The sequence below is a fragment of the Vibrio sp. 1CM2L genome, assembly GCF_023161695.1.
GTDB lineage: Bacteria > Pseudomonadota > Gammaproteobacteria > Enterobacterales > Vibrionaceae > Vibrio > Vibrio coralliirubri.
In genome coordinates this window covers 135775-157631 of the sequence record NZ_JALNTT010000003.1, presented here as the reverse complement: position 1 = coordinate 157631, position 21857 = coordinate 135775, and the positions used below count along the sequence as shown (strand labels likewise).

At 47.8% G+C, this 21857-nt stretch carries 7 protein-coding genes; 4 read left to right on the top strand and 3 right to left on the bottom strand.

Features of this window, described 5'->3' with window-relative positions; all coding sequences use genetic code 11:
- Positions 1-258 precede the first annotated feature (258 nt).
- Genes MSG34_RS10740 through pfaD form a run of 4 tightly spaced genes read left to right on the top strand, consistent with a single transcriptional unit; the run spans position 259 to position 17763 of the window.
- Positions 259-8106, top strand: coding sequence for a type I polyketide synthase (locus MSG34_RS10740; RefSeq protein ID WP_248337349.1), 7848 nt, complete (start codon positions 259-261; stop codon positions 8104-8106).
- Positions 8106-10139 carry a PfaB family protein gene (locus MSG34_RS10735; protein ID WP_248337347.1) on the top strand — a complete coding sequence of 678 codons (2034 nt, stop codon included), beginning with the start codon at positions 8106-8108 and terminating at the stop codon, positions 10137-10139. The genes MSG34_RS10740 and MSG34_RS10735 overlap by 1 nt, the downstream gene beginning before the upstream one ends.
- Positions 10136-16087 carry a beta-ketoacyl synthase N-terminal-like domain-containing protein gene (locus MSG34_RS10730; RefSeq protein WP_248337345.1) on the top strand — a complete coding sequence of 1984 codons (5952 nt, stop codon included), beginning with the start codon at positions 10136-10138 and terminating at the stop codon, positions 16085-16087. The genes MSG34_RS10735 and MSG34_RS10730 overlap by 4 nt, the downstream gene beginning before the upstream one ends.
- Before the next feature lie 38 nt (positions 16088-16125).
- Positions 16126-17763 carry an eicosapentaenoate synthase subunit PfaD gene (gene pfaD, locus MSG34_RS10725; RefSeq protein ID WP_122082001.1) on the top strand — a complete coding sequence of 546 codons (1638 nt, stop codon included), beginning with the start codon at positions 16126-16128 and terminating at the stop codon, positions 17761-17763.
- A 97-nt stretch (positions 17764-17860) separates the two neighbouring features.
- Here the strand turns inward: pfaD and hflX are convergent, their stop codons facing one another.
- The 3 genes from hflX to ugpC form a co-directional block, all read right to left on the bottom strand.
- Positions 17861-19228, bottom strand: coding sequence for a GTPase HflX (hflX, locus tag MSG34_RS10720; RefSeq protein ID WP_017056924.1), 1368 nt, complete (start codon positions 19226-19228; stop codon positions 17861-17863).
- A 225-nt stretch (positions 19229-19453) separates the two neighbouring features.
- Positions 19454-20599, bottom strand: coding sequence for a S8 family serine peptidase (locus tag MSG34_RS10715; RefSeq protein ID WP_050052753.1), 1146 nt, complete (start codon positions 20597-20599; stop codon positions 19454-19456).
- Positions 20600-20739: 140 nt separating this feature from the next.
- Positions 20740-21852, bottom strand: coding sequence for a sn-glycerol-3-phosphate ABC transporter ATP-binding protein UgpC (ugpC, locus tag MSG34_RS10710; RefSeq protein ID WP_017056923.1), 1113 nt, complete (start codon positions 21850-21852; stop codon positions 20740-20742).
- Between the last annotated feature and the right edge of the window lie 5 nt (positions 21853-21857).

Sequence of the window (21857 nt, the reverse complement as noted above, 5' to 3'; positions counted from 1 at the left end):
CATAAAGCAGTACTTTGGACAGGATTTAAATGGACATTAACCTCACATTCGAATGCCCTCTTCTCGCATGAAAAACGTAATCAACCCCTGCAAGTCACTGTACTTAGCACCCCCTATTTCAGTCAGGTGGCCGACTTTCGGTAGCCTTACTCTTCAGCTGCGTTTGCCCAAATCTGTCTCAGATTTATTTTCGATTTATTTAAAAGCGCAGCCTCAAAACACGACATCGCCCTCAGTGATTTCAAGTGGAGACTCATAATGAGCCAACCCGAAAAAAATACACCGGAATCAGTCGACGACACTCGACTTAATAAACGCCTTAAAGACATGCCAATTGCTATTGTTGGTATGGCAAGCATGTTTGCGAACTCTCGCTACCTAAACAAATTCTGGGATTTGATCAGCGAAAAGATCGATGCAATTACCGAAGTGCCTGATACGCACTGGCGCCCAGAAGATTACTACGATTCAGATCGTACTACGCCAGACAAGTCTTACTGTAAGCGCGGCGGTTTCATCCCTGAAGTTGACTTCAACCCTATGGAATTCGGTCTTCCGCCAAATATCCTAGAACTGACTGATACGTCACAGCTGCTTTCTCTGATCGTGGCAAAAGAAGTACTTGAAGATGCGAAGCTGCCTGAAGGCTACGATCGCGATAAGATCGGTATTACGCTCGGTGTAGGCGGTGGTCAGAAGATCGCTCAAAGCTTAAATGCTCGTCTCCAATACCCTGTTTTGAAAAAAGTCTTCAAGAGCAGTGGCATCAACGACGAAGACAGCGAAATGCTGATCAAAAAATTCCAAGACCAATACATCCACTGGGAAGAGAACTCATTCCCTGGTTCATTGGGTAACGTGATTTCAGGTCGTATCGCTAACCGCTTTGACCTTGGTGGCATCAACTGTGTGGTAGACGCTGCGTGTGCAGGTTCTCTAGCCGCAATGCGCATGGCACTGAGCGAGCTGGTTGAAGGCCGCAGTGAAATGATGATCACTGGTGGTGTGTGTACTGATAACTCACCAACCATGTACATGAGCTTCTCTAAAACCCCAGCATTTACCACCAATGAAACCATTCAACCTTTCGATATCGACTCAAAAGGCATGATGATTGGTGAAGGCATCGGCATGGTTGCTCTGAAGCGCCTTGAAGATGCTGAACGCGACGGCGACAGAATCTACTCAGTGATTAAAGGTGTCGGTTCTTCTTCGGATGGTAAGTTCAAGAGTATTTACGCACCTCGCCCTGAAGGACAAGCAAAAGCACTCAAACGTGCTTACGATGATGCTGGTTTCGCACCGCACACGCTTGGCCTACTAGAAGCGCACGGCACAGGTACAGCAGCTGGCGATGTTGCTGAATTTGGTGGCTTAAACTCGGTATTCAGTGAGAACAATGAAGAGAAGCAACACATTGCGTTAGGTTCTGTGAAATCTCAAATAGGTCACACCAAATCAACTGCGGGTACTGCAGGTTTAATCAAAGCTGCATTAGCACTGCACCACAAAGTACTGCCGCCAACGATCAACGTGTCGAGCCCGAATCCTAAACTGGATATCGAGAACTCTCCGTTCTACCTAAACACACAAACTCGTCCTTGGATGAAACGTGTCGACGGCACACCGCGCCGTGCAGGTATCAGCTCATTCGGTTTTGGTGGCACTAACTTCCACGTTGTATTAGAAGAGTACACGCCAGAGCACGCTCGCGGTGACAAATACCGTCAGCGCCAAGTACCGCAAACTCTGTTGTTCAGCGCAGAATCTCGCCAAGCACTGATCGACGAGCTAAAACAGGTTTCAACTCAAGCTGCCGATGCTGCGTTCAAACTGGAAGCACTTGCTGAGCAACACTCTCTACGTAAAGTAAACGCTAAACATGCTCGTCTTGGTTTAGTTGTCACTGACCAAGCAGACCTTCAAGCTCAGCTGACTCAAGCGGTTTCTATGCTTGAGAGCCAAACTAAAACACATTGGCAGATGCCAAACGGTACTAGCTACCGTGAGTCGGCACTGATTGCTGAAAACGGCACTGGTAAAGTAGCAGCGCTATTTGCAGGTCAAGGTTCGCAATATCTAAACATGGGTCGCGAGCTTGCTTGTCATTACCCAGAGATGCGCCAACAGCTTGCGCAAGCGGATCAAGTATTTGGTCAGCACAAAAAGACGGCTCTGTCCCAAATTCTATTCCCAATTCCAACCTTCACACCAGAAGCAACCAAAGCTCAAGAAGCTGTGTTAACCAACACGGCCAATGCGCAAAGTGCAATTGGTACTGTGTCTATGGGTCAGTTCGACATCATGACTCAAGCTGGCTTCAAAGCCGACATGGTCGCAGGCCACAGCTTTGGTGAACTAAGCGCACTATGTGCTTCGGGGGTTATCTCGCAAGACGATTACTACCAGTTAGCTTTCGCTCGTGGCGATGCGATGGCGGCGACACCTGAACAAGGCGACAGCGGTACTATGTTTGCGGTCATCCTAGACGCAGACAAGCTTCCAGCCGTTGAAAGCTGCATCAGTCAATTCGAAGGCGTGAGTATTGCCAACTACAACGCTCCGACTCAACTGGTTATTGCTGGTCCAACTGCAACGGTTCAACAAGCAGCACAAGCGCTAACTGAACAAGGCTTCAAAGCAATTGCTCTGCCAGTTTCTGGTGCTTTCCACACGCCGCTTGTTGCTCATGCTCAAAAGCCATTTGCTGCGGCAATTGATAAAGCTTCATTCAGCGCTCCAACGCTGCCGCTTTACTCAAACGCAACGGGCAAACTACACAGCAAAGACGCTAAAGCGATCAAGAAAGCGTTCAAGCAACATATGCTGCAATCGGTTCGTTTCAGTGAGCAAATTGAAGCGATGTATGAAGCAGGTGCGCGCGTATTCGTTGAGTTCGGTCCGAAAAACATTCTTCAAAAGCTGGTTGAAAAAACATTGGCTGATAAGAACGAAGAGCTTTACGCAATCAGCATCAACCCAAGCCCTAAAGGCGACAGTGACCAACAGCTTCGTTTAGCTGCGGTTCAACTGTGTGTGGCAGGAGTTTCATTAGACAACATTGACCCTTACCAAGCTGACATTGCTGAACCTGCAAAGGCATCACCAATGAACATCAAGCTGAATGCAACCAACTACATCAGCCCTGCTACTCGTAAGAAAATGGATCAATCATTGGCTTCGGGCAACGTCACCGAAAAGACTGAGATTGTTGAAGTGAAAGTTGAAGTCGAGAAAATCGTGGAAAAAGAAGTGATTAAAACAGAAATCGTTGAAGTACCTGTGGCTGCTCCTCAAGCTTCAAATATACAACAGTCAACTGCTCCAGCACCAAGTGCACAAGTAGCAACAACAACTCAGCAACCTCAAGTAGCACAACCTGCACCAGCGACTATTCAGCCAACAGCTTCAGTAACGGTTGATGAATCTTCACTGCAGTCGTTCTTCAATGCTCAACAACAAGCAGCAGAAGTACATCAGCAATTCTTGGCGATTCCTCAGCAATACGGTGATACGTTCAATACCCTAATGTCTGAGCAAGCGAAAATGGCAACAGCAGGCGTAGCAATTCCTGAGAACCTACAGCGTTCTATGGAGATGTTCCACCAGCACCAAGCTGAAACGCTAAAAGCGCACGCTCATTACCTAGAAATGCAAGCGCACAGCAACAACTCAGCACTTAATATGCTGACGCAAGGTTCAGTACAAACGACACAACCAACCTTCGTTGCGCCAGCAAATGCTCAACCTGCGATTCAAGCTCCAGTTGCTCCAACAGCTATCGTTCAGCAGCCTGTAGCTCAAGTGCAAACTGCTCCTGTACCGGCCGCGCCAGTTCAAGCTGCACCGCTTCAAAAGACAGCAGCTCAACAAGCTCCAGTCCAGAAAGCCGTTCCTGCACCACAAGTAGTGGCTCAAGCAGCAGCACCTGTTGCAGCTCAGCCTGTGCCAGTTAAAGCGCAACCGGCTCCTGTCGCTGCACCAGTAGAAGTACAATCAGCCGATGCTGAAAAAGTGATGCTAGAAGTGGTCGCTGAGAAAACGGGTTACCCAACGGAAATGCTTGATCTAGAAATGGACATGGAAGCAGACCTTGGTATCGACTCAATCAAGCGCGTAGAGATCCTTGGTACCGTTCAAGATGAAATGCAAAACCTACCTGAGCTGAACCCTGAAGATTTAGCTGAGTGTCGTACTCTTGGTGAAATCGTTACTTACATGAACAGCAAGATGCCTTCTGGAGTTTCAGCTAATGAAGCCGCACCAGTTCAAGCAGTTGCTGTAGCTAACGGTCTTGATGCGAAAGTCGTTCAACAAACCATGCTAGAAGTAGTTGCTGAGAAAACGGGTTACCCAACGGAAATGCTTGATCTAGAAATGGATATGGAAGCAGACCTTGGTATCGACTCAATCAAGCGTGTTGAGATTCTTGGTACGGTTCAAGATGAACTGCCTACTCTTCCAGAGCTAAACCCTGAAGACTTAGCTGAGTGTCGCACTCTTGGCGAGATTGTTGACTACATGAACAGTAAACTTCCGACTTCTGCACCAGTTGCAGCACAAACGGAAGTAGTTGCTCCAGCAGCAGCTAACAATGGACTAGATGCAGCTGTTGTTCAAGAAACCATGTTAGAAGTAGTAGCAGAGAAAACGGGCTACCCGACTGAAATGCTAGACCTAGCAATGGACATGGAAGCTGACCTTGGTATCGATTCAATCAAACGTGTTGAAATCCTAGGTACGGTTCAAGACGAATTACCGACTCTTCCAGAGCTAAACCCTGAAGATCTCGCTGAGTGTCGTACTCTTGGCGAAATCGTAGACTATATGAACAGCAAGCTTCCAGCTTCTGCTCCAGTAGCAGCTCAAGCATCTGCACCAGCGCAAGCAGTCTCAAACGGTTTAAACGCTGAGCAAGTTCAAAGCACAATGCTGAGCGTAGTGGCTGATAAAACGGGCTACCCAACAGAAATGCTCGACCTAGCAATGGACATGGAAGCAGACCTTGGCATTGACTCAATCAAACGTGTTGAGATCCTTGGTACGGTTCAAGATCAACTACCAACATTGCCAGAGCTGAACCCTGAAGATCTAGCTGAGTGTCGTACTCTTGGCGAAATCGTTGACTACATGAACAGCAAATTAGCTCCTAGTTCAGAAGCTGCGACAGTCGCTCCAGAAGCAGCTACAGCCGCTGCAGGAAGCGCAAGCAACGACCTGAACCCTGAACATGTTCAATCCACAATGATGGAAGTGGTTGCCGACAAAACAGGCTACCCAGCAGAAATGCTCGACCTAGCGATGGACATGGAAGCAGACCTTGGTATCGATTCGATTAAACGCGTTGAGATCCTGGGTACAGTTCAAGACCAGCTGCCAACGCTGCCGGAGCTAAACCCTGAAGACTTAGCTGAGTGTCGTACACTTGGTGAAATCGTTACCTACATGCAAAGTAAGCTATCCGCTGCTGCACCCGTAGCGACTGCTAAAGCTGATTCAGTAACGCCTATCGCAGAAACAGCGACAGCGGAACTTCCTCCACACAATGAGGTGGCGCTAAAAAAGCTACCAGCGGCAGATAAACTCGTCGATTGTTTCTCAAAAGATGCTTGTGTCGTGATCACAGATGATGGTCACAACGCTGGTGTTCTAGCAGAAAAGTTGACCGCTAACGGCATTCAAGTTGCTGTAGTGCGTAGTGCTCTTTCTGCCGCGTCACCTTTAAACAGTGAAATCGCAAGCTACACGATCAACAGCGTCGATGATGCTGGTGTGACTGCAGTTATTAACGACATCGAAGCAGACCTTAAAACGTCGAACAAAGTGATTGCTGGCTTCATTCATTTACAAGCTATCGTTGATGCCAAGCAAAGCAACGAGCAAGCGGTTAACTTGAATGCAGACTCAAGAGCTTCACTGACGACAGCGTTCTTATTCGCCAAGCACCTAAATGACCAACTGAATGCCGTTTCTGGTCGCAGTGTGTTCTTCACACTAAGCCGTATCGATGGTGGCTTTGGTTACCTAGATACTAAGCAATTAGCGAATGCAGAACTCAACCAAGCCGCGTTGTCTGGTCTCACTAAGACACTGAGCCATGAATGGTCAAACGTGTTCTGCCGAGCATTGGATGCTGACGCTTCTATTGATGCTCGTCACCTAGCTGAAGCTATCACTGGCGAACTATTCGATATCGATACCAACACGGTTGAAATCGGCCTTAGCCATGCGGAAAACGGTGAATCTGGTCGTGCAACATTGATTGCTTCAACACCAGGTGCAGCACAAACCAAAAACGCAGGCGCTCAACTCACCAAGAGCGACAAAGTTCTCGTAACTGGTGGCGCTAAAGGCGTGACGTTTGAATGTGCACTGACGCTTGCTAAGCAATGTAAATCTCATTTCATTCTTGCAGGTCGTAGTAAGCATATTACTTCAGCTGAACTACCTCAGTGGGCACAAGGCAAGCAAGAGAAAGAGCTAAAACCAGCGGCTATCGCTCACCTACAAGCTACGGGTGATAAGCCAACGCCGAAGAAAGTTGATGATCTGCTAAAACCGGTATTGAGCAGCCTTGAAATCAACGCAGCACTTACCGCTTTCAACGAGATTGGCGCGAGCGCTGAATACCTAAGCTTAGATGTTTCGTACCATGAGTCAGTAGGGAAAACACTGGCAAATTTCGACGACATTACAGGTCTTATCCACGGTGCAGGTGTACTGGCTGACAAACACATTCAAGACAAAACGCTTGATGAACTGAACATGGTTTACGGCACGAAAGTGGGCGGATTAGAAGCAGTTCTTGGTGGTCTTGATAGCAGCAAACTAAAACTGATTGCGATGTTCTCTTCGGCGGCAGGTTTCTACGGAAACACAGGCCAAAGCGACTACTCGATGTCTAACGAGATCCTAAACAAAGCGGCTCTGCAATTGTCTGCGCGTAACCCTCAAGCGAAAGTGATGAGCTTCAACTGGGGACCGTGGGACGGCGGCATGGTAAACGCAGCGCTGAAGCGTATGTTTACAGAGCGCGGTGTGTACGTAATTCCTCTTCAAGCGGGTGCAGAGCTGTTTAGCTCTCAGCTACTGAACGAAACTGGTATTCAACTGCTGGTTGGTACGAGCATGCAAGGTTCTGACAACAAGGAAGCTGCTGTAAAAAAGCTTAATGCGGAGTCTGTGCATCTTGCAGAGAGTCCGCTGAATACAAGCATTACTGTGACACGTCATCTTGATCCAAAGGCATTGCCTTTCATTCAAGATCACTGCATTGCCGGTAACCCAGTGTTACCGACAGTGTGTGCCATCCAATGGATGCGTGAAGTCGCTGAGCAACTGTTAGGGGTGAACGTTAGCGTTCACAACTACAAACTGCTGAAAGGTGTGATTTTTGATACTGATGAAGTGCAAGAGCTGAAACTGGTTCTTTCCTCTGATGCTAAATCAAAAGGTCAGCTAAAAGCAGTGATCAGTTGCCAAGGGCGACCACAGTATCAAGCTCAGTTGCAAGTTGCCTCTGTGCAAGTGTCTGAAGATGTTCAACAAGCGTCGACAAAGCGCTTTAAAGCCAACACTTCAGCACCTGTAACAACGGCACAAGCTCTATACAGTGACGGCACTCTGTTTCATGGACCAAGACTGCAAGGTATTACCTCAGTTGAACGTTTTGACGACTTAGGCTTATTGGCTCAATGCCAGTTGCCTCAGATTGAAAACAGCGACTGCGGATCATTTATCCCTAAGCAAGGTTTTGGTGATAGCCAACCATTTGCGGAAGATTATCTGTTGCAAGCCATGTTGGTATGGGCTCGATTGAAATACGGCGCGGCAAGCCTACCGTCTGCAATCGGTGAGTTTATTTGTTACGCACCGATGCACGATGGTGACCAAGGTTGGCTAGAGCTGAGCGTGATAAAAAGCACGGCTCGTTCGCTGCAAGCTGACATCTCGCTTTACCACCAAGATGGTCGTTTAAGCGCGGTAATGAAAGGTGCCAAAGTCACCATCAGCAAGAGCTTAAATGACGCATTTTTGCCGAAATCTAGCTCAGCAGTATCGAAGAAAGAGGCAACTAAGAACGCAGAAAAGGAGCAATTGTCATAGTGACTGTTCCTACTAATAAAGCGATGCCATTGCGCATCGCTCTTTTAGCTCAGCCAGCAAACGCGGCTGAGCTTTCTGCCGACTTATTCCCCTCGCTCCCAGAGATGATAACTGTTGTGGTTGGTGGCAATTTTAATCAAGCACTTACTCACGCCATCGAGGCAGTCAATCAAGGTAATGCCGTTAAGCTCTGTTTGGATTCTCACTCACCATCATTGTTGATGCTGAGTGCGCTGAATGCTGCTCAGAATAAAATTCACCCACACGCGAATTTGGCGAGCTTTGTAGATACAGCTACCGGAAATAGCATTCAGCTAGCTCTGGATATTGCACGCCGCCCCGCTGCAGATTTAAGCCATCAACAGCAATACTCAACCCTATCTGCTTCACAGCAGTTTGATGAATTGTTGAATATAGTTGAGGCTATATCGAGCCGTTCATTACCGAGTCATTATTGGTTCACTGAGCCGAACAAAGCACGTGTTGCTGCGTTAACTTTCAGCGACGATAGCCAACAATCCACCAGCCTGATATTGACTCAAGCGACCGGTTTGCAACAACCAAAACCCTTGCTATCAAGTGAGCGTTTGATGTTTGTGGTTTCTGGCAATGACCAAGCTGAATTGGTTTCTCAGCTAACCTCGTTAAGAGAAGAGCTTAAATGCGTTAGCGAATTGGCAGACAGTGAACTTGCTATCGCCAGCTTGATGCATTCAAACCTAAGTCACTTTCAAAGCGTTCAGCACAATGCTGGCCTTAGCGCGAATATCGTGATTCAGGCCGCTTCAATTGATGCTGCACTACAAGAGATCACAGCGGTAGAAAATGCGTTGCCAAAAGTAATGGCTGACAATAGCCAATACAAAACTCCTGCGGGCAGTTGTTTCTCTCCAAAGCCTCAAAGCAAAGGTGGCGTTGCATTTGTTTACCCTGGTGTTGGCACGGTTTATCCCGGCATGTTGCGCGAGTTTCACCACCATTTCCCACAGTTATTTGCTCGCTTAGAACGCGAAGGTAACTTGAAAGAGATGCTACAGGCTGACAAAACCTACGCTGAAGACGCGCAAGAAATGTCGCTCAGTGAGCTGGCAATTGCAGGTGTGGGCAGTAGTTATCTGTTAACACAACTACTGTGTGAAGAATTCAAAGTGCAGCCAGACTTCGCCTTGGGTTACTCCAAGGGTGAAGCTTCCATGTGGGCTAGCTTGAATGTTTGGAAAAACCCACATGCGCTAATTGAGATGACTCAAACCAGTCCTATCTTCACCACGGCTATTTCTGGCGAACTCACCGCAGTACGTCAAGATTGGCAGCTGAACGGTGACGAAAGCATCCAATGGAATAGCTTTGTGGTTCGCAGTGATGCGCAAGCAATTGAGGCTCTGTTACCAGAATTCCCACGTGCTTACCTTGCCATTATCCAAGGTGATACTTGCGTACTGGCCGGTTGTGAAAGCACATGTCGTGCATTGCTCAAAAAACTGGGTAAACGTGGCATTGCCGCGAATCGTGTTACCGCAATGCACACCACACCAGCATTGAGCCAACATAGCCAAGTGCGTAAGTTTTACACGCAACCACTGTTCGACGAATTGCCAAAGCATATCCGCTTTATCAGCGCAGCAGGTCTACCGACGAGCGCACCAATCAATATCGACAGCGACAGCATCGCCCTTTCAATTGCCGATACTTTCTGTTCGACGCTGGATTTCACCGCGTTGATCCAGAGTGCGCGTCAGCAAGGTGCGCGTCTGTTTGTCGAAGTAGGTGCCGATCGTCAAACCAGCACATTGATCGACAAGATCAATCGTAGCGACAACGTAGCCGACCAGTACTGCACAATCGCTTCCAATGCCAAGGGTGGTGACGATATTGTCACGCTCATCAAGTGTATTGGCCAGCTCATTACTCACCAAATTCCACTGTCTGTCGAGCCACTTATTCAAGGGCTAGAACAACAGATCACCGCCGCTAAGCAATTACGTGGTGTGTCTCAAGGCAGCGCAGTGAATCATCAAGGAGAGCTAGTATGAGTTCTCAATCGAACCAGTATCAGGCTCAAACTCAAACTCAAACTAAGAATAAGCAGCAAGTGAAATGCAATAAGATCGCGATTGTTGGTATTGCTAACCAATACCCAGAAGCGGATACGCCAAAAGACTTTTGGCAAAACTTGCTAGATAAAAAAGATTCTCGCACCATATTAAGCGCTGAAAAGTTAGGTGCTAAACCTGAAAGCTATCAGGGTGTACAAGGTGAGTCAGACCGCTTTTACTGTGATAAAGGCGGCTACATCGAAAACTTCAATTTCGATAGCAATGGCTACCGCTTAACAGCAGAGTCGTTCAACGGTGTTGACCAGAGTTTCCTATGGGCTTTGGACACCAGTCGTAAGGCGTTAGTCGACGCAGGCATTGATCTGAATGACGATGTTTTAGAGCGCACAGGCGTGATCATGGGTGCCCTTTCGTTCCCAACCACACGTTCAAACGACTTGTTTCTGCCGATGTATCACTCGGTGGTCGAGAAAGCACTACAAGCTAAATTGGCTAATGACCAGTTTTCACTGCTACCAACCAATGAAACGGCTCATGACCTCAACCCTATCAACGGCGCTGCTGCACATAACGCCTCTAAGCTAGTGGCTGATGCATTGGGTCTAGGCAACGTGCAACTTAGCCTAGATGCAGCATGTGCAAGCTCAGTCTATTCATTGAAGTTAGCCTGTGATTACTTGAATACGGGCAAGGCCGACATGATGTTGGCAGGCGCGGTATCCGGTGCTGACCCATTCTTTATCAACATGGGTTTTTCCATCTTCCACGCTTACCCTGACCACGGTGTGTCAGTTCCGTTTGATAGCAACAGTAAAGGTCTGTTTGCTGGCGAAGGTGCCGGTGTTTTAGTCCTAAAACGCTTAGCTGATGCAGAGCGTGATGGCGACAACATTTACGCAGTTGTCAGCGGTATTGGCTTGTCGAACGATGGCCGTGGCCAGTTCGTATTAAGCCCAAACAGCAAAGGACAAGTACAAGCCTTTGAACGCGCTTACGAAGCTTCTAACCTATCGCCAGACAGCATTGAAGTGATTGAGTGTCACGCAACCGGCACGCCATTAGGTGACAAGGTTGAGTTAACCTCAATGGAGCGTTTCTTTGCTGACAAATTGAATGGTTCTAACCCGCCATTGATTGGCTCTGCGAAGTCAAACCTCGGCCACTTACTGACTGCGGCGGGTATGCCAGGGATCATGAAGATGATCTTTGCGATGAAAGAAGGCGTGCTTCCGCCAAGTATTAATTTGGACAAGCCACTATCGTCGCCAGAAGGTTTATTTGGCTCACAGACTCTGCCAACCCAGGTTCAACCTTGGCCAAATAAAGCGGGCAACCCAGAGCGCTGCGCGGGTGTTTCTGTATTTGGTTTCGGTGGTTGTAATGCTCACTTACTGCTTGAAGCGTATTCAGACACTCGTCATGTAAACCAGACTCAAGAGTCGGCTTCTCCAAGCCTACAACCGTCTAATTTAAGCATTACAGGTCTAGCGTCTCACTTTGGTTCTCTGCAAAGTATCAACGCGCTGAGCACTGCGATTGAAACCAACAACGATGCTTTCATTGCCTTGCCTAAGAAGCGCTGGAAAGGTTTAGACCAACATCCAGAACTGCTGAACCAGTTTGGTTTACACGGTATTCCAAACGGAGCCTACATCGATCAGTTCGATCTCGACTTCCTTCGCTTCAAAGTGCCGCCTAATGAAGATGACCGTTTGATCTCTCAGCAGTTGCTACTGATGAAAGTTGCAGACGAAGCGATCAAAGATGCCAAGCTTGTAGCAGGCCAAAAGGTTGCAGTACTCGTTGCGATGGAAACAGAGCTTGAGATGCACCAATTCCGTGGACGCGTAAACCTGCATAGCCAATTGGCTGACAGCTTTGCCAACATGGGTATTGAGCTAACACAAGACGAATACCAATCGCTAAAAACCATCGCGATGGACAGTGTGATGGACGCAGCCAAGCTGAACCAATACACCAGTTTCATCGGTAATATCATGGCTTCGCGTATCTCTTCATTGTGGGACTTTAACGGCCCTGCCTTTACGATTTCAGCCGCTGAACAGTCAGTTGCTCGTTGTATCGATGTCGCACAAAACTTGATGTCGCAAGAATCCATGGACGCAGTCGTGATTGCAGCCGTTGACCTAAGCGGCAGTGCAGAACATGTGATTCTGAAGAACAGCGTGAGCCCAGTGTCACTTGCTCCAAAATTCGGACAACCGCAAGACGGCAGTTGGAATGTGGGCGAAGGCGCAGGTGCAATTGTTCTTGTTGAAGAGAGTCGAGTGGCGAGCAACCAAGATACGGCTTACGGCAGTATCAACGCATTGGCCTTTGGTTCAAGCGAGCGTAACAATGCAGTTGCTGATGAGTTACTGACTCAAGTCGGTATGAGCTTAAACGATGTTTCTCTGCTTGAGCTTAACCATGCACCTGAATCTTCATTACATCAGTCTTCGTCTCTAAGTTTAGGGAACACAAAGACGACTCAAGCGAGTCAACGTGTGGGTCACTGCTCTGCAGCCTCTGGTATGGCAAGCCTGCTACACGGTCTGCTCAACCTGAACCTTGAGTCTCTGAATCCAAATGCCAGATCTAAGAGCGCGATTGTTGTCAACATCAGCGAAGGACAATGTTCACAGCTGCTACTGAGCCAGTCAAGTGTTGAATCTCAGTCACTTTCCGTTCGTTTAAGCAATGAACTGGCGAGCGATGCTAAACGTCAATTGGTTAAGCAAGTGACTCTTGGTGGTCGCGATATCTATCAACATATTGCCCAAACCCCAGTGACCAACTTGGCAACGATTCAACAGAAAGCTTTTGGTAAACAAGCGGCAAGAGTGGCGTCGATTCAAACGACAGCAAGCATTCAAGCAGCCCTTGCGCAAAAAGAGTTAGAGAAGAAGGCATTAGCGCAGAACGCGGTAGAGCCAGTCATCGAAACTCCTACATCAGTATCCCCTACTCTGGCGCCAACTCGCCACAGTCAGCTAACAGGTAACCACAGCAATATGACTCATGTCCTATCCGCTAAAAATGGCGCGTCTCAAATCGACGCTAATACGGATGCAGCATTACAGCCGTCTGTAACACCACACAACCAAGCTTTTGCTCAAAACCAGCAAGCAGCGCAGCAAGTACACAAAGCATTCCTGCACACTCGTGCCCAAGGCATGCAGATGGCTGATGCGCTATTAAAAGCACAGCTAAACGCAGTGACATCTGGTTTAGATAGCTCAGCCGAAACATCAACTCAGCCTGTTCAAGCTCAACCAGATCAGGTTCAGTCAACACCAGTAAACGCACTTGCGACACCTGCACCAGTAAAACCTATCCGTAAACCATGTATCTGGGATTACGATGATTTGGTTGAATACGCTGAAGGCGACATCGCCAATGTATTTGGCCCTGACTACGCGATCATCGATAGCTACTCGCGCCGCGTTCGCCTACCAACCACAGACTACCTATTGGTATCTCGTGTAACCAAGCTCAACGCGACAGTGAACGAGTACAAGCCAAGCACTATGACCACAGAGTACGACATCCCAGTTGATGCGCCGTACCTTGTAGATGGTCAGATCCCTTGGGCTGTTGCAGTTGAATCAGGTCAGTGCGACCTAATGCTGATCAGCTACTTAGGTATCGATTTTGAAAACAAAGGCGAGCGTGTTTATCGCTTACTTGACTGTACGCTGACCTTCCTTGGCGACTTGCCTCGTGGTGGCGATACGCTGCGTTACGACATCTCAATCAACAGCTTTGCTCGCAATGGCGACACGCTGCTGTTCTTCTTCTCGTACGAATGTTTCGTTGGCGACAAGATGATCCTTAAAATGGATAACGGTTGTGCGGGCTTCTTCACTGATGAAGAGCTAGCAGACGGCAAAGGTGTGATTCACACTGAAGATGAAATCAAGGCTCGTAAGCTGGCAACTAAGCAACGCTTCGACCCTATGCTGCACTGCCCTAAAACGCAGTTTAACCACCAAGAACTGCGCCACCTGCTGACTGCAAACATTGCAGAGTGTTTTGGCCCAACTCACCAATCCAATCGCCACCAGCCTTCTTTGTGCTTCAGCTCAGAGAAGTTCATGATGATCGAAAAGGTCAGCCGTGTTGAACCGCAAGGCGGCACATGGGGACTTGGTCTGATTGAAGGTCACAAGCAGCTAGAGCCTGAGCACTGGTACTTCCCTTGTCACTTCAAAGATGACTCAGTAATGGCTGGCTCTTTGATGGCAGAAGGTTGTGGTCAACTTCTTCAATTCTTCATGATGCACCTTGGCATGCACACGCTTGTTCAAAATGGTCGTTTCCAACCGCTTGAAAATGCCCCTCAACAAGTGCGTTGTCGTGGTCAAGTTCTCCCACAATCGGCAGAACTGACGTACCGCATGGAAGTGACCGAGATTGGTCTAAGCCCTCGTCCATACGCGAAAGCTAACATTGATATCTTATTGAACGGCAAAGTGATTGTTGATTTCCAAAACTTGGGTGTGATGATCAAAGAAGACGACGAATGTACTCGTTACCTGCCTTCTTTAGAAACAGCTGTCGCGCCCCCTATTATCGAAAACTTGGGCCATACACCGGCAGTGAATCAACAGGCTTCAGCGAATGCGCCATTGATGGCGCAAATTGAAGACCTAGCAACAGCGCCAAACAAAGGCGTGATTCCACTTCAACACGTTGAAGCTCCGGTTACGCCGGATTACCCGAACCGCACACCCGATACGGTTCCGTTCACGCCTTACCACATGTTCGAATTCGCAACCGGTGATATCGAGAAATGTTTCGGCCCTGATTTCTCTATCTACCGTGGGATGATTCCACCACGTACTCCGTGTGGCGACCTACAGCTAACCACTCGTGTCGTCGAGATTGATGGCAAGCGTGGCGACTTCAAGAAACCTTCATCGTGTATCGCAGAATACGAAGTGCCAGAAAATGCATGGTACTTTGATGAAAACAGCCACCACACCTTAATGCCTTACTCGGTGTTGATGGAGATTTCACTGCAGCCAAACGGCTTTATCTCTGGCTACATGGGCACAACACTGGGCTTCCCAGGTGAAGAACTGTTTTTCCGCAACCTAGATGGCAGCGGCAAAATGCTGCGTAACGTCGACTTGCGTGGCAAAACAATTACCAACGATTCTCGTCTGCTTTCAACAGTAATGATGGGCACCAACATCGTACAGAGCTTCAGCTTCGAACTGAGCACTGACGGCGTGCCTTTCTACCAAGGTACAGCGGTATTTGGTTACTTCAAGGGCGCAGCACTGAAAGATCAGCTTGGTTTGGACAACGGTAAAGTAACTCACCCTTGGCACGTTGATAACAACCGCACGCCGGATGTAAACATCAACCTACTAGACAAAACGACGCGTTACTTCAATGCACCCGTTTCTGCTACTGGTGAAGTGCAAGAGCACTACCAACTGGCTGGCGGTCGCTTGAACTTTATCGATACTGTGCAGATCACCAGCGATGGTGGTAAAGACGGTCTTGGTTACCTATACGCTGAGCGTACAATTGACCCAAGTGATTGGTTCTTCCAGTTCCACTTCCATCAAGACCCAGTAATGCCAGGTTCTCTAGGTGTCGAAGCGATCATCGAACTGATGCAAACCTACGCGCTAAACAAAGATCTTGGCGCTGGCTTCCGCAATCCTAAGTTTGGTCAAATTCAATCTGAAGTGAAGTGGAAATACCGTGGTCAGATTAACCCTCTGAACAAACAGATGTCTCTGGATGTACACATCACTGCGATTAAAGACGAAGACGGCAAACGCATCATCGTTGGTGACGCAAACCTGAGTAAAGATGGTCTGCGTATTTACGAAGTGAAAGACATCGCGATTTGTATCGAAGAAGCCCCTGCTATCGATAAAGCTTCTGGTATCAAGAAAGCATAAGCCGCCATTAGAGACAGAGAATTAGGAAAGAATTTAGTATGACAACTCAAACTACAATCAATAACGAAAAGCTATCTCCGTGGCCTTGGCAGATCGAAGAGAACACAACGCGTTTCGATAACGCAGCAATGTCAACAATCTTGAAAGATTTAAGCCTTGCTTGTTACGTAGTGAACCACCCAGAGAAAGGCTTAGGCGTAAGCCAACAAGCTGAGATTGCATCGGGTGATTCAGCAAGCTCGGCGAACAGCCAACCTGTTAGCGCCTTTGCTCCCGCTCTTGGTACACAAAGCCTAGGCGACGAAGATTTTCGTCGCTGCCACGGCGTGAAATACGCTTACTACGCGGGCGCAATGGCTAACGGAATTTCATCTGAAGAGTTGGTGATTGCGCTTGGCCAAGCTGGCATTCTTTGTTCATTTGGCGCGGCGGGCTTAATCCCGTCTCGCGTTGAGCAAGCGATCAACCGCATTCAAGCTGCACTGCCAAACGGTCCTTACGCGTTTAACTTGATTCACAGCCCAAGCGAACCAGCGCTAGAGCGCGGCAGTGTTGAGCTGTTTTTGAAGCACAAAGTGAAAACAGTTGAAGCTTCAGCATTCTTAGGTCTAACACCGCAAATCGTTCACTACCGTGCCGCTGGCCTTAGCCGCGATGCACAAGGTGAGATTCAGATTGGCAACAAAGTTATTGCTAAGGTAAGCCGCACTGAAGTCGCAAGTAAGTTCATGCAGCCTGCTCCTGTGAAAATGCTGCAAGCTCTGGTTGATGAAGGCCGAATCACAACAGAACAGATGGAGCTAGCACAGCTTGTTCCTATGGCTGATGACATTACTGCAGAGGCCGATTCAGGTGGCCACACCGATAACCGTCCGCTGGTTACCTTACTACCAACGATTCTTGCCCTGAAAGAGCAAATCCAAGCTCAATACCAATTTAAAACACCGCTACGTGTCGGTTGTGGTGGTGGCGTAGGTACGCCTCACGCTGCTCTAGCAACGTTTAACATGGGTGCGGCATACATTGTTACCGGTTCTATCAACCAAGCGTGTGTTGAGGCTGGCGCGAGCGAGCACACACGTAAGCTACTTTCGACAACCGAAATGGCTGACGTAACTATGGCTCCTGCGGCAGACATGTTCGAAATGGGCGTGAAACTGCAAGTGGTTAAACGTGGCACCTTGTTCCCAATGCGTGCAAACAAGCTGTACGAGATCTACACACGTTACGACTCGATTGAAGCGATTCCAGTTGAAGAGCGTCAAAAGCTAGAGAAGCAGGTATTCCGTTCAACTCTGGATGATATTTGGGCTGGTACTGTGGCGCACTTTAACGAGCGCGACCCTAAACAGATCGAACGTGCTGAAGGCAATCCAAAACGCAAAATGGCGTTGATCTTCCGTTGGTACTTGGGGCTTTCGAGCCGTTGGTCAAACACGGGCGAACAAGGTCGTGAGATGGATTACCAAGTATGGGCAGGCCCGGCACTTGGCGCATTCAACGCATGGGCGAAAGACAGCTACCTAGACGATTACCAACAGCGTAATGCGGTCGACCTTGCTAAGCATTTGATGCACGGTGCGGCGTACTTGGCTCGTGTTAACTTGCTGACTTCACAAGGTATCAAACTTGATCCAGAGCTGGCACGTTGGAAGCCAACGCAAAGAATGGCATAGGCATTTCAATGTAGCGTTAATTAAGCTCAACGAATAAAAAAAGCGACCACTAAGGTCGCTTTTTCTTTAGGCGTTCTTATCTAAACTAGATAGACGATCAAGATTTCTGCATACGCTTTTTCAGTCGAGCTAAGTCAATTTCACTAGAGCGAACGGTCAACTTAATACACTCGTAGTCGTACTCTTCTTTTACCACACTCATGTTTGAGCGAATCTCACCGATGATACCTTGTCCAGAATAAGGAATCGTGATCTCTTCTTCGATCATGCCTTCTTCAGCAACACCAACGATGTACTTGTGCAGTTTCGTAATATCCAGAGGATCACGAGTTGACGTTAGCATCGCATCTGGGAATTCTTCGATCAGCTCTAATTGCTGCTCTTCAGTCAATCTATCGCACTTATTCAGCACTAATAGTTTTTCGCTGCCTTCAACACCCACTTGAGCTAATACGTCGTGTACTACATCAAGTTGCGCGCGGAATGAAACGTCAGAAGCATCAACGACATAAAGCAGCAATGAAGCATCATGCGCTTCTGCTAATGTTGAGTGGAACGAAGCAACCAGATCGTGTGGCAGTTTCTTGATGAAACCCACAGTATCTGAAACAAGGATACGCGGCTGAGTGATTGGTTGAAGCGCACGAACCGTGGTGTCTAGCGTTGCGAACAGTTTATCTTCACCCACGACTTCGGTTGCGGTCATTGCACGCATCATCGAAGATTTACCAGCATTGGTGTAGCCAACTAAAGCAACAGTGAAAAGCTCCGCGCGCCTTGTGCGTCGGGTCTTCATTTCATCTTGTACGCTTACTAGCTCACGCTTAAGCGCAGCAATTTGGTCACGTACGTTACGACGGTCTAGCTCTAGAGAAGTTTCACCGGCGCCCTGACCCATTTGACGCTCTTTATCACCCTCTGCCGTTTCACGAAGTCGTGGCACTAAGTAGTTTAGACGAGCGATATCAACTTGCAGGCGAGCAGTACGAGTACGAGCGTGACGGCTGAATATTTCGATGATGATGCCAGTACGGTCAAATACTTCCACACCCAAACTCGCCTCAACAGTACGCAGTTGAGATGGGCTTAAATCACAGTCAAAGACCACAACATCAGCGGCGCCGTATTGGAAATTGCCCGTTGGAAGATCATCAAAATCTAGCTCGTCGATTTCTGAATCAAATAGACCTGATTCATCAAGGAAGTCTTCATCTTCTGCTTCTTCAATCGAACCTTGGTAACCGGTTAGGTGAGCAATTTCCGCAAGCTTACCAGCACCCAACACGTTTTGTCGTTGAGCTGAACTGTGGTGCTGCGATTGAGTACCAACCACTTTAAACCCTAGGGTTGTTACTAAGCGAGCAAGTTCGGCAAGAGACTCTTTTGCTTCGTCACCTTTGAAGTCCGGTGTCGTAATAGAAATAAGTAAAGCGTTACTAGCTGAGGGTTTTGCTGTTAGTTTCATGTATTCTTCTGTTTATGCACCAAAGTGCAACCTAGTATTTGGTCTAAAGTTGACTCGATCCTACGCGTTTCTACGTCAGCTTTATATAGCCACATCACACTAAATATCAGCTTTGATGATAATTAACTGTCTACTCGATGATTATTCACAATAAAAAACGACCCATCAGGTCGCTTTTTATTGCCTACAACGGCATTTTTATACCTACTTAAACTATCAAACAAGTTAATTACTCACTGCAATAGGGTCAGGAGATCCGTCGGGATCATTATTCACATCCCCATCCAAAGAGAATGAGCCTCCGGTGGCTAACAGTACTCCACAAAAGTGAGGAGCCGCCATTGAGGTACCATTGTAAGAAACCGTTCCTCCGCCCGTTTTGGTCGATAACACATCGACTCCAGGTTGAGCGTAATCTACATCAGAGCCATAATTGGAAAAGTAAGCGAAATTATCGTTAGATTCACCAAATGCGGAAATAGTAAATATATTCGTGCCGTTGGTACTCGCTGGCGTAAACCCACTGGCATCCTGCCCTGAATTACCCGCTGCGATTGAGAAAAATATCCCTTGAGCAGCGGCCGTTTTAATCGCGCTATCCAAGGCGGCTGAATATCCAGCTCCTCCCAAACTCATATTGGCACAGTCACCAGAGTCACCATAACGAGCAACATGATCAACTCCTGCAATCACGCCCGACATTGAACCACTGCCGCTATTATCTAACACCCGTACTGGAATTACCTGTACACCAGGAGCAACACCAACGACATCAAAACCGTCATCATACGCACCAATCGTTCCTGCTACATGCGTGCCGTGACCATTACCATCGCTAGTATTGTTTTTCTTACCGCGAGTAAAGTTTGCCCCTCGAGATTTGTTTACATTTAAATCTGGGTGATTACTGTCAATACCCGAGTCTATAACCCACGCAACAGATGAGGAATTACTCATATCAACAGTACCACCGTTGACTCTGGTTACACCCCAAGGAACCTGCTGAACAGCTCGATCAACACTATCTCCACCTCCGCCTCGATTAGGTTTACCTCCTCGCGGTAAAGCATGCATGACGATATCAGGCTCAATGTAATCAATCTCGGGGAACCTATTTTTAAGACCTTTGAGAGCTTGCTCTGGGACCTTAACAGAAAACCCTTTCAAGGCATGGCTATATTGATGACCAACTACACCACGCCCATTGGCAACTTCGCGCGCGATATCGTTCGCCCGTGATTCCGATACACTCTGTTTTAAAACGACAATATAACTGTCTCTCAAATCATGATTAACAACAGCAGATACAGGAGAGGAAAGAAGAGCAAGTGACATTGCTCCTACGAGTAATTGGACTCTCATTGCAGACATCCTTTTTATAAAAATTAATCTCCCATCAAGCATAGACTCTACTGAGTTTTTTATCATTAATGTGACAATTAACCTGTCTTGATACAAAAACACCCCATCAAACGATGAGGTGTTTGGTGAAACTAACTTGCTAGTAACACTTAGAAATCGATTCTCGCTTCCGTCTGAGCATCGAAGAATACGGCTTTGGATAGGTCAAAATGCAGCGGTGCCATTTGCCCAACCGACACCTCAAACTCCGGTGACAAGCGACACGCGACTTCTTGATCGTTCACTTTAACCATTGCGATGGTATCTGGCCCTGTCGGTTCCAATACCTCTAGCTGTAAGTCCAGCTTTGTCGAGGCAGAAACATCATCACCTTCCTGTTCAGTAATGTGTTCTGGACGCAGCCCAATCACCAACTCTTTGCCATCTTGGTCACGCATACTTTGTGGCAAACGAATGTGGTGTTCTTGATCTGCGGTACCGACCACTTTAATGATCGGATTCTGTTCCTCATCCAAATCCACCATGGTTTTAATGAAGTTCATTGACGGTGACCCCATAAAGCCAGCCACAAACATATTGTTGGGTTTGGTGTAGATCTCTTGCGGTGTGCCGAGCTGCTGCAGCTCACCATCTTTCATTACCGCGATGCGGTCAGCCAGTGTCATTGCCTCAATCTGATCATGGGTTACATAAACGATCGTGGTATTGAGCTTCTGGTGCAGACGTTTTATCTGATGACGCATCTCAACACGTAGCTTGGCATCCAAGTTAGAAAGTGGTTCATCAAATAGATAAAGCTTAGGGCGACGAGCCAGAGCCCGCCCCATAGCGACACGTTGACGCTGACCACCAGAAAGTTGCGACGGTTTACGATCAAGCAATTGCTCGATTTGCAGCATTTCTGCCACTCGATTCACTTCAGCATCGATCTCGTCCTGAGGCATCTTGCGAATCTTCAAACCGAAAGCGATATTGCCGCGTACCGTCATGTTTGGGTAAAGCGCGTAGGATTGGAATACCATCGCAATGTCGCGGTCTTTAGGTTCAACCTGCGCTACATCTACACCATCAATCACAATCTCACCCGAGCTAATATTTTCGAGCCCAGCAATGGTGTTCATTAAGGTCGATTTCCCACACCCCGAAGGGCCGACAAGTATCAAAAATTCCCCCGAATCGATACTGATGTCGATGCCCTTTAACGTTTCGTTGTCCGCGTTGCGATAGGTTTTACGGATCTGTTTTAAATCTAATGTTGCCATGGGTA

Bases quoted from the DNA above. Each gene is read 5' to 3' on its own strand.
- MSG34_RS10715 (WP_050052753.1), bottom strand. From the start codon at position 20,599: ATGTCTGCAATGAGAGTCCAATTACTCGTAGGAGCAATGTCACTTGCT.
- pfaD (WP_122082001.1), top strand. From the start codon at position 16,126: ATGACAACTCAAACTACAATCAATAACGAAAAGCTATCTCCGTGGCCT.
- hflX (WP_017056924.1), bottom strand. From the start codon at position 19,228: ATGAAACTAACAGCAAAACCCTCAGCTAGTAACGCTTTACTTATTTCT.
- MSG34_RS10730 (WP_248337345.1), top strand. From the start codon at position 10,136: ATGAGTTCTCAATCGAACCAGTATCAGGCTCAAACTCAAACTCAAACT.
- MSG34_RS10740 (WP_248337349.1), top strand. From the start codon at position 259: ATGAGCCAACCCGAAAAAAATACACCGGAATCAGTCGACGACACTCGA.
- ugpC (WP_017056923.1), bottom strand. From the start codon at position 21,852: ATGGCAACATTAGATTTAAAACAGATCCGTAAAACCTATCGCAACGCG.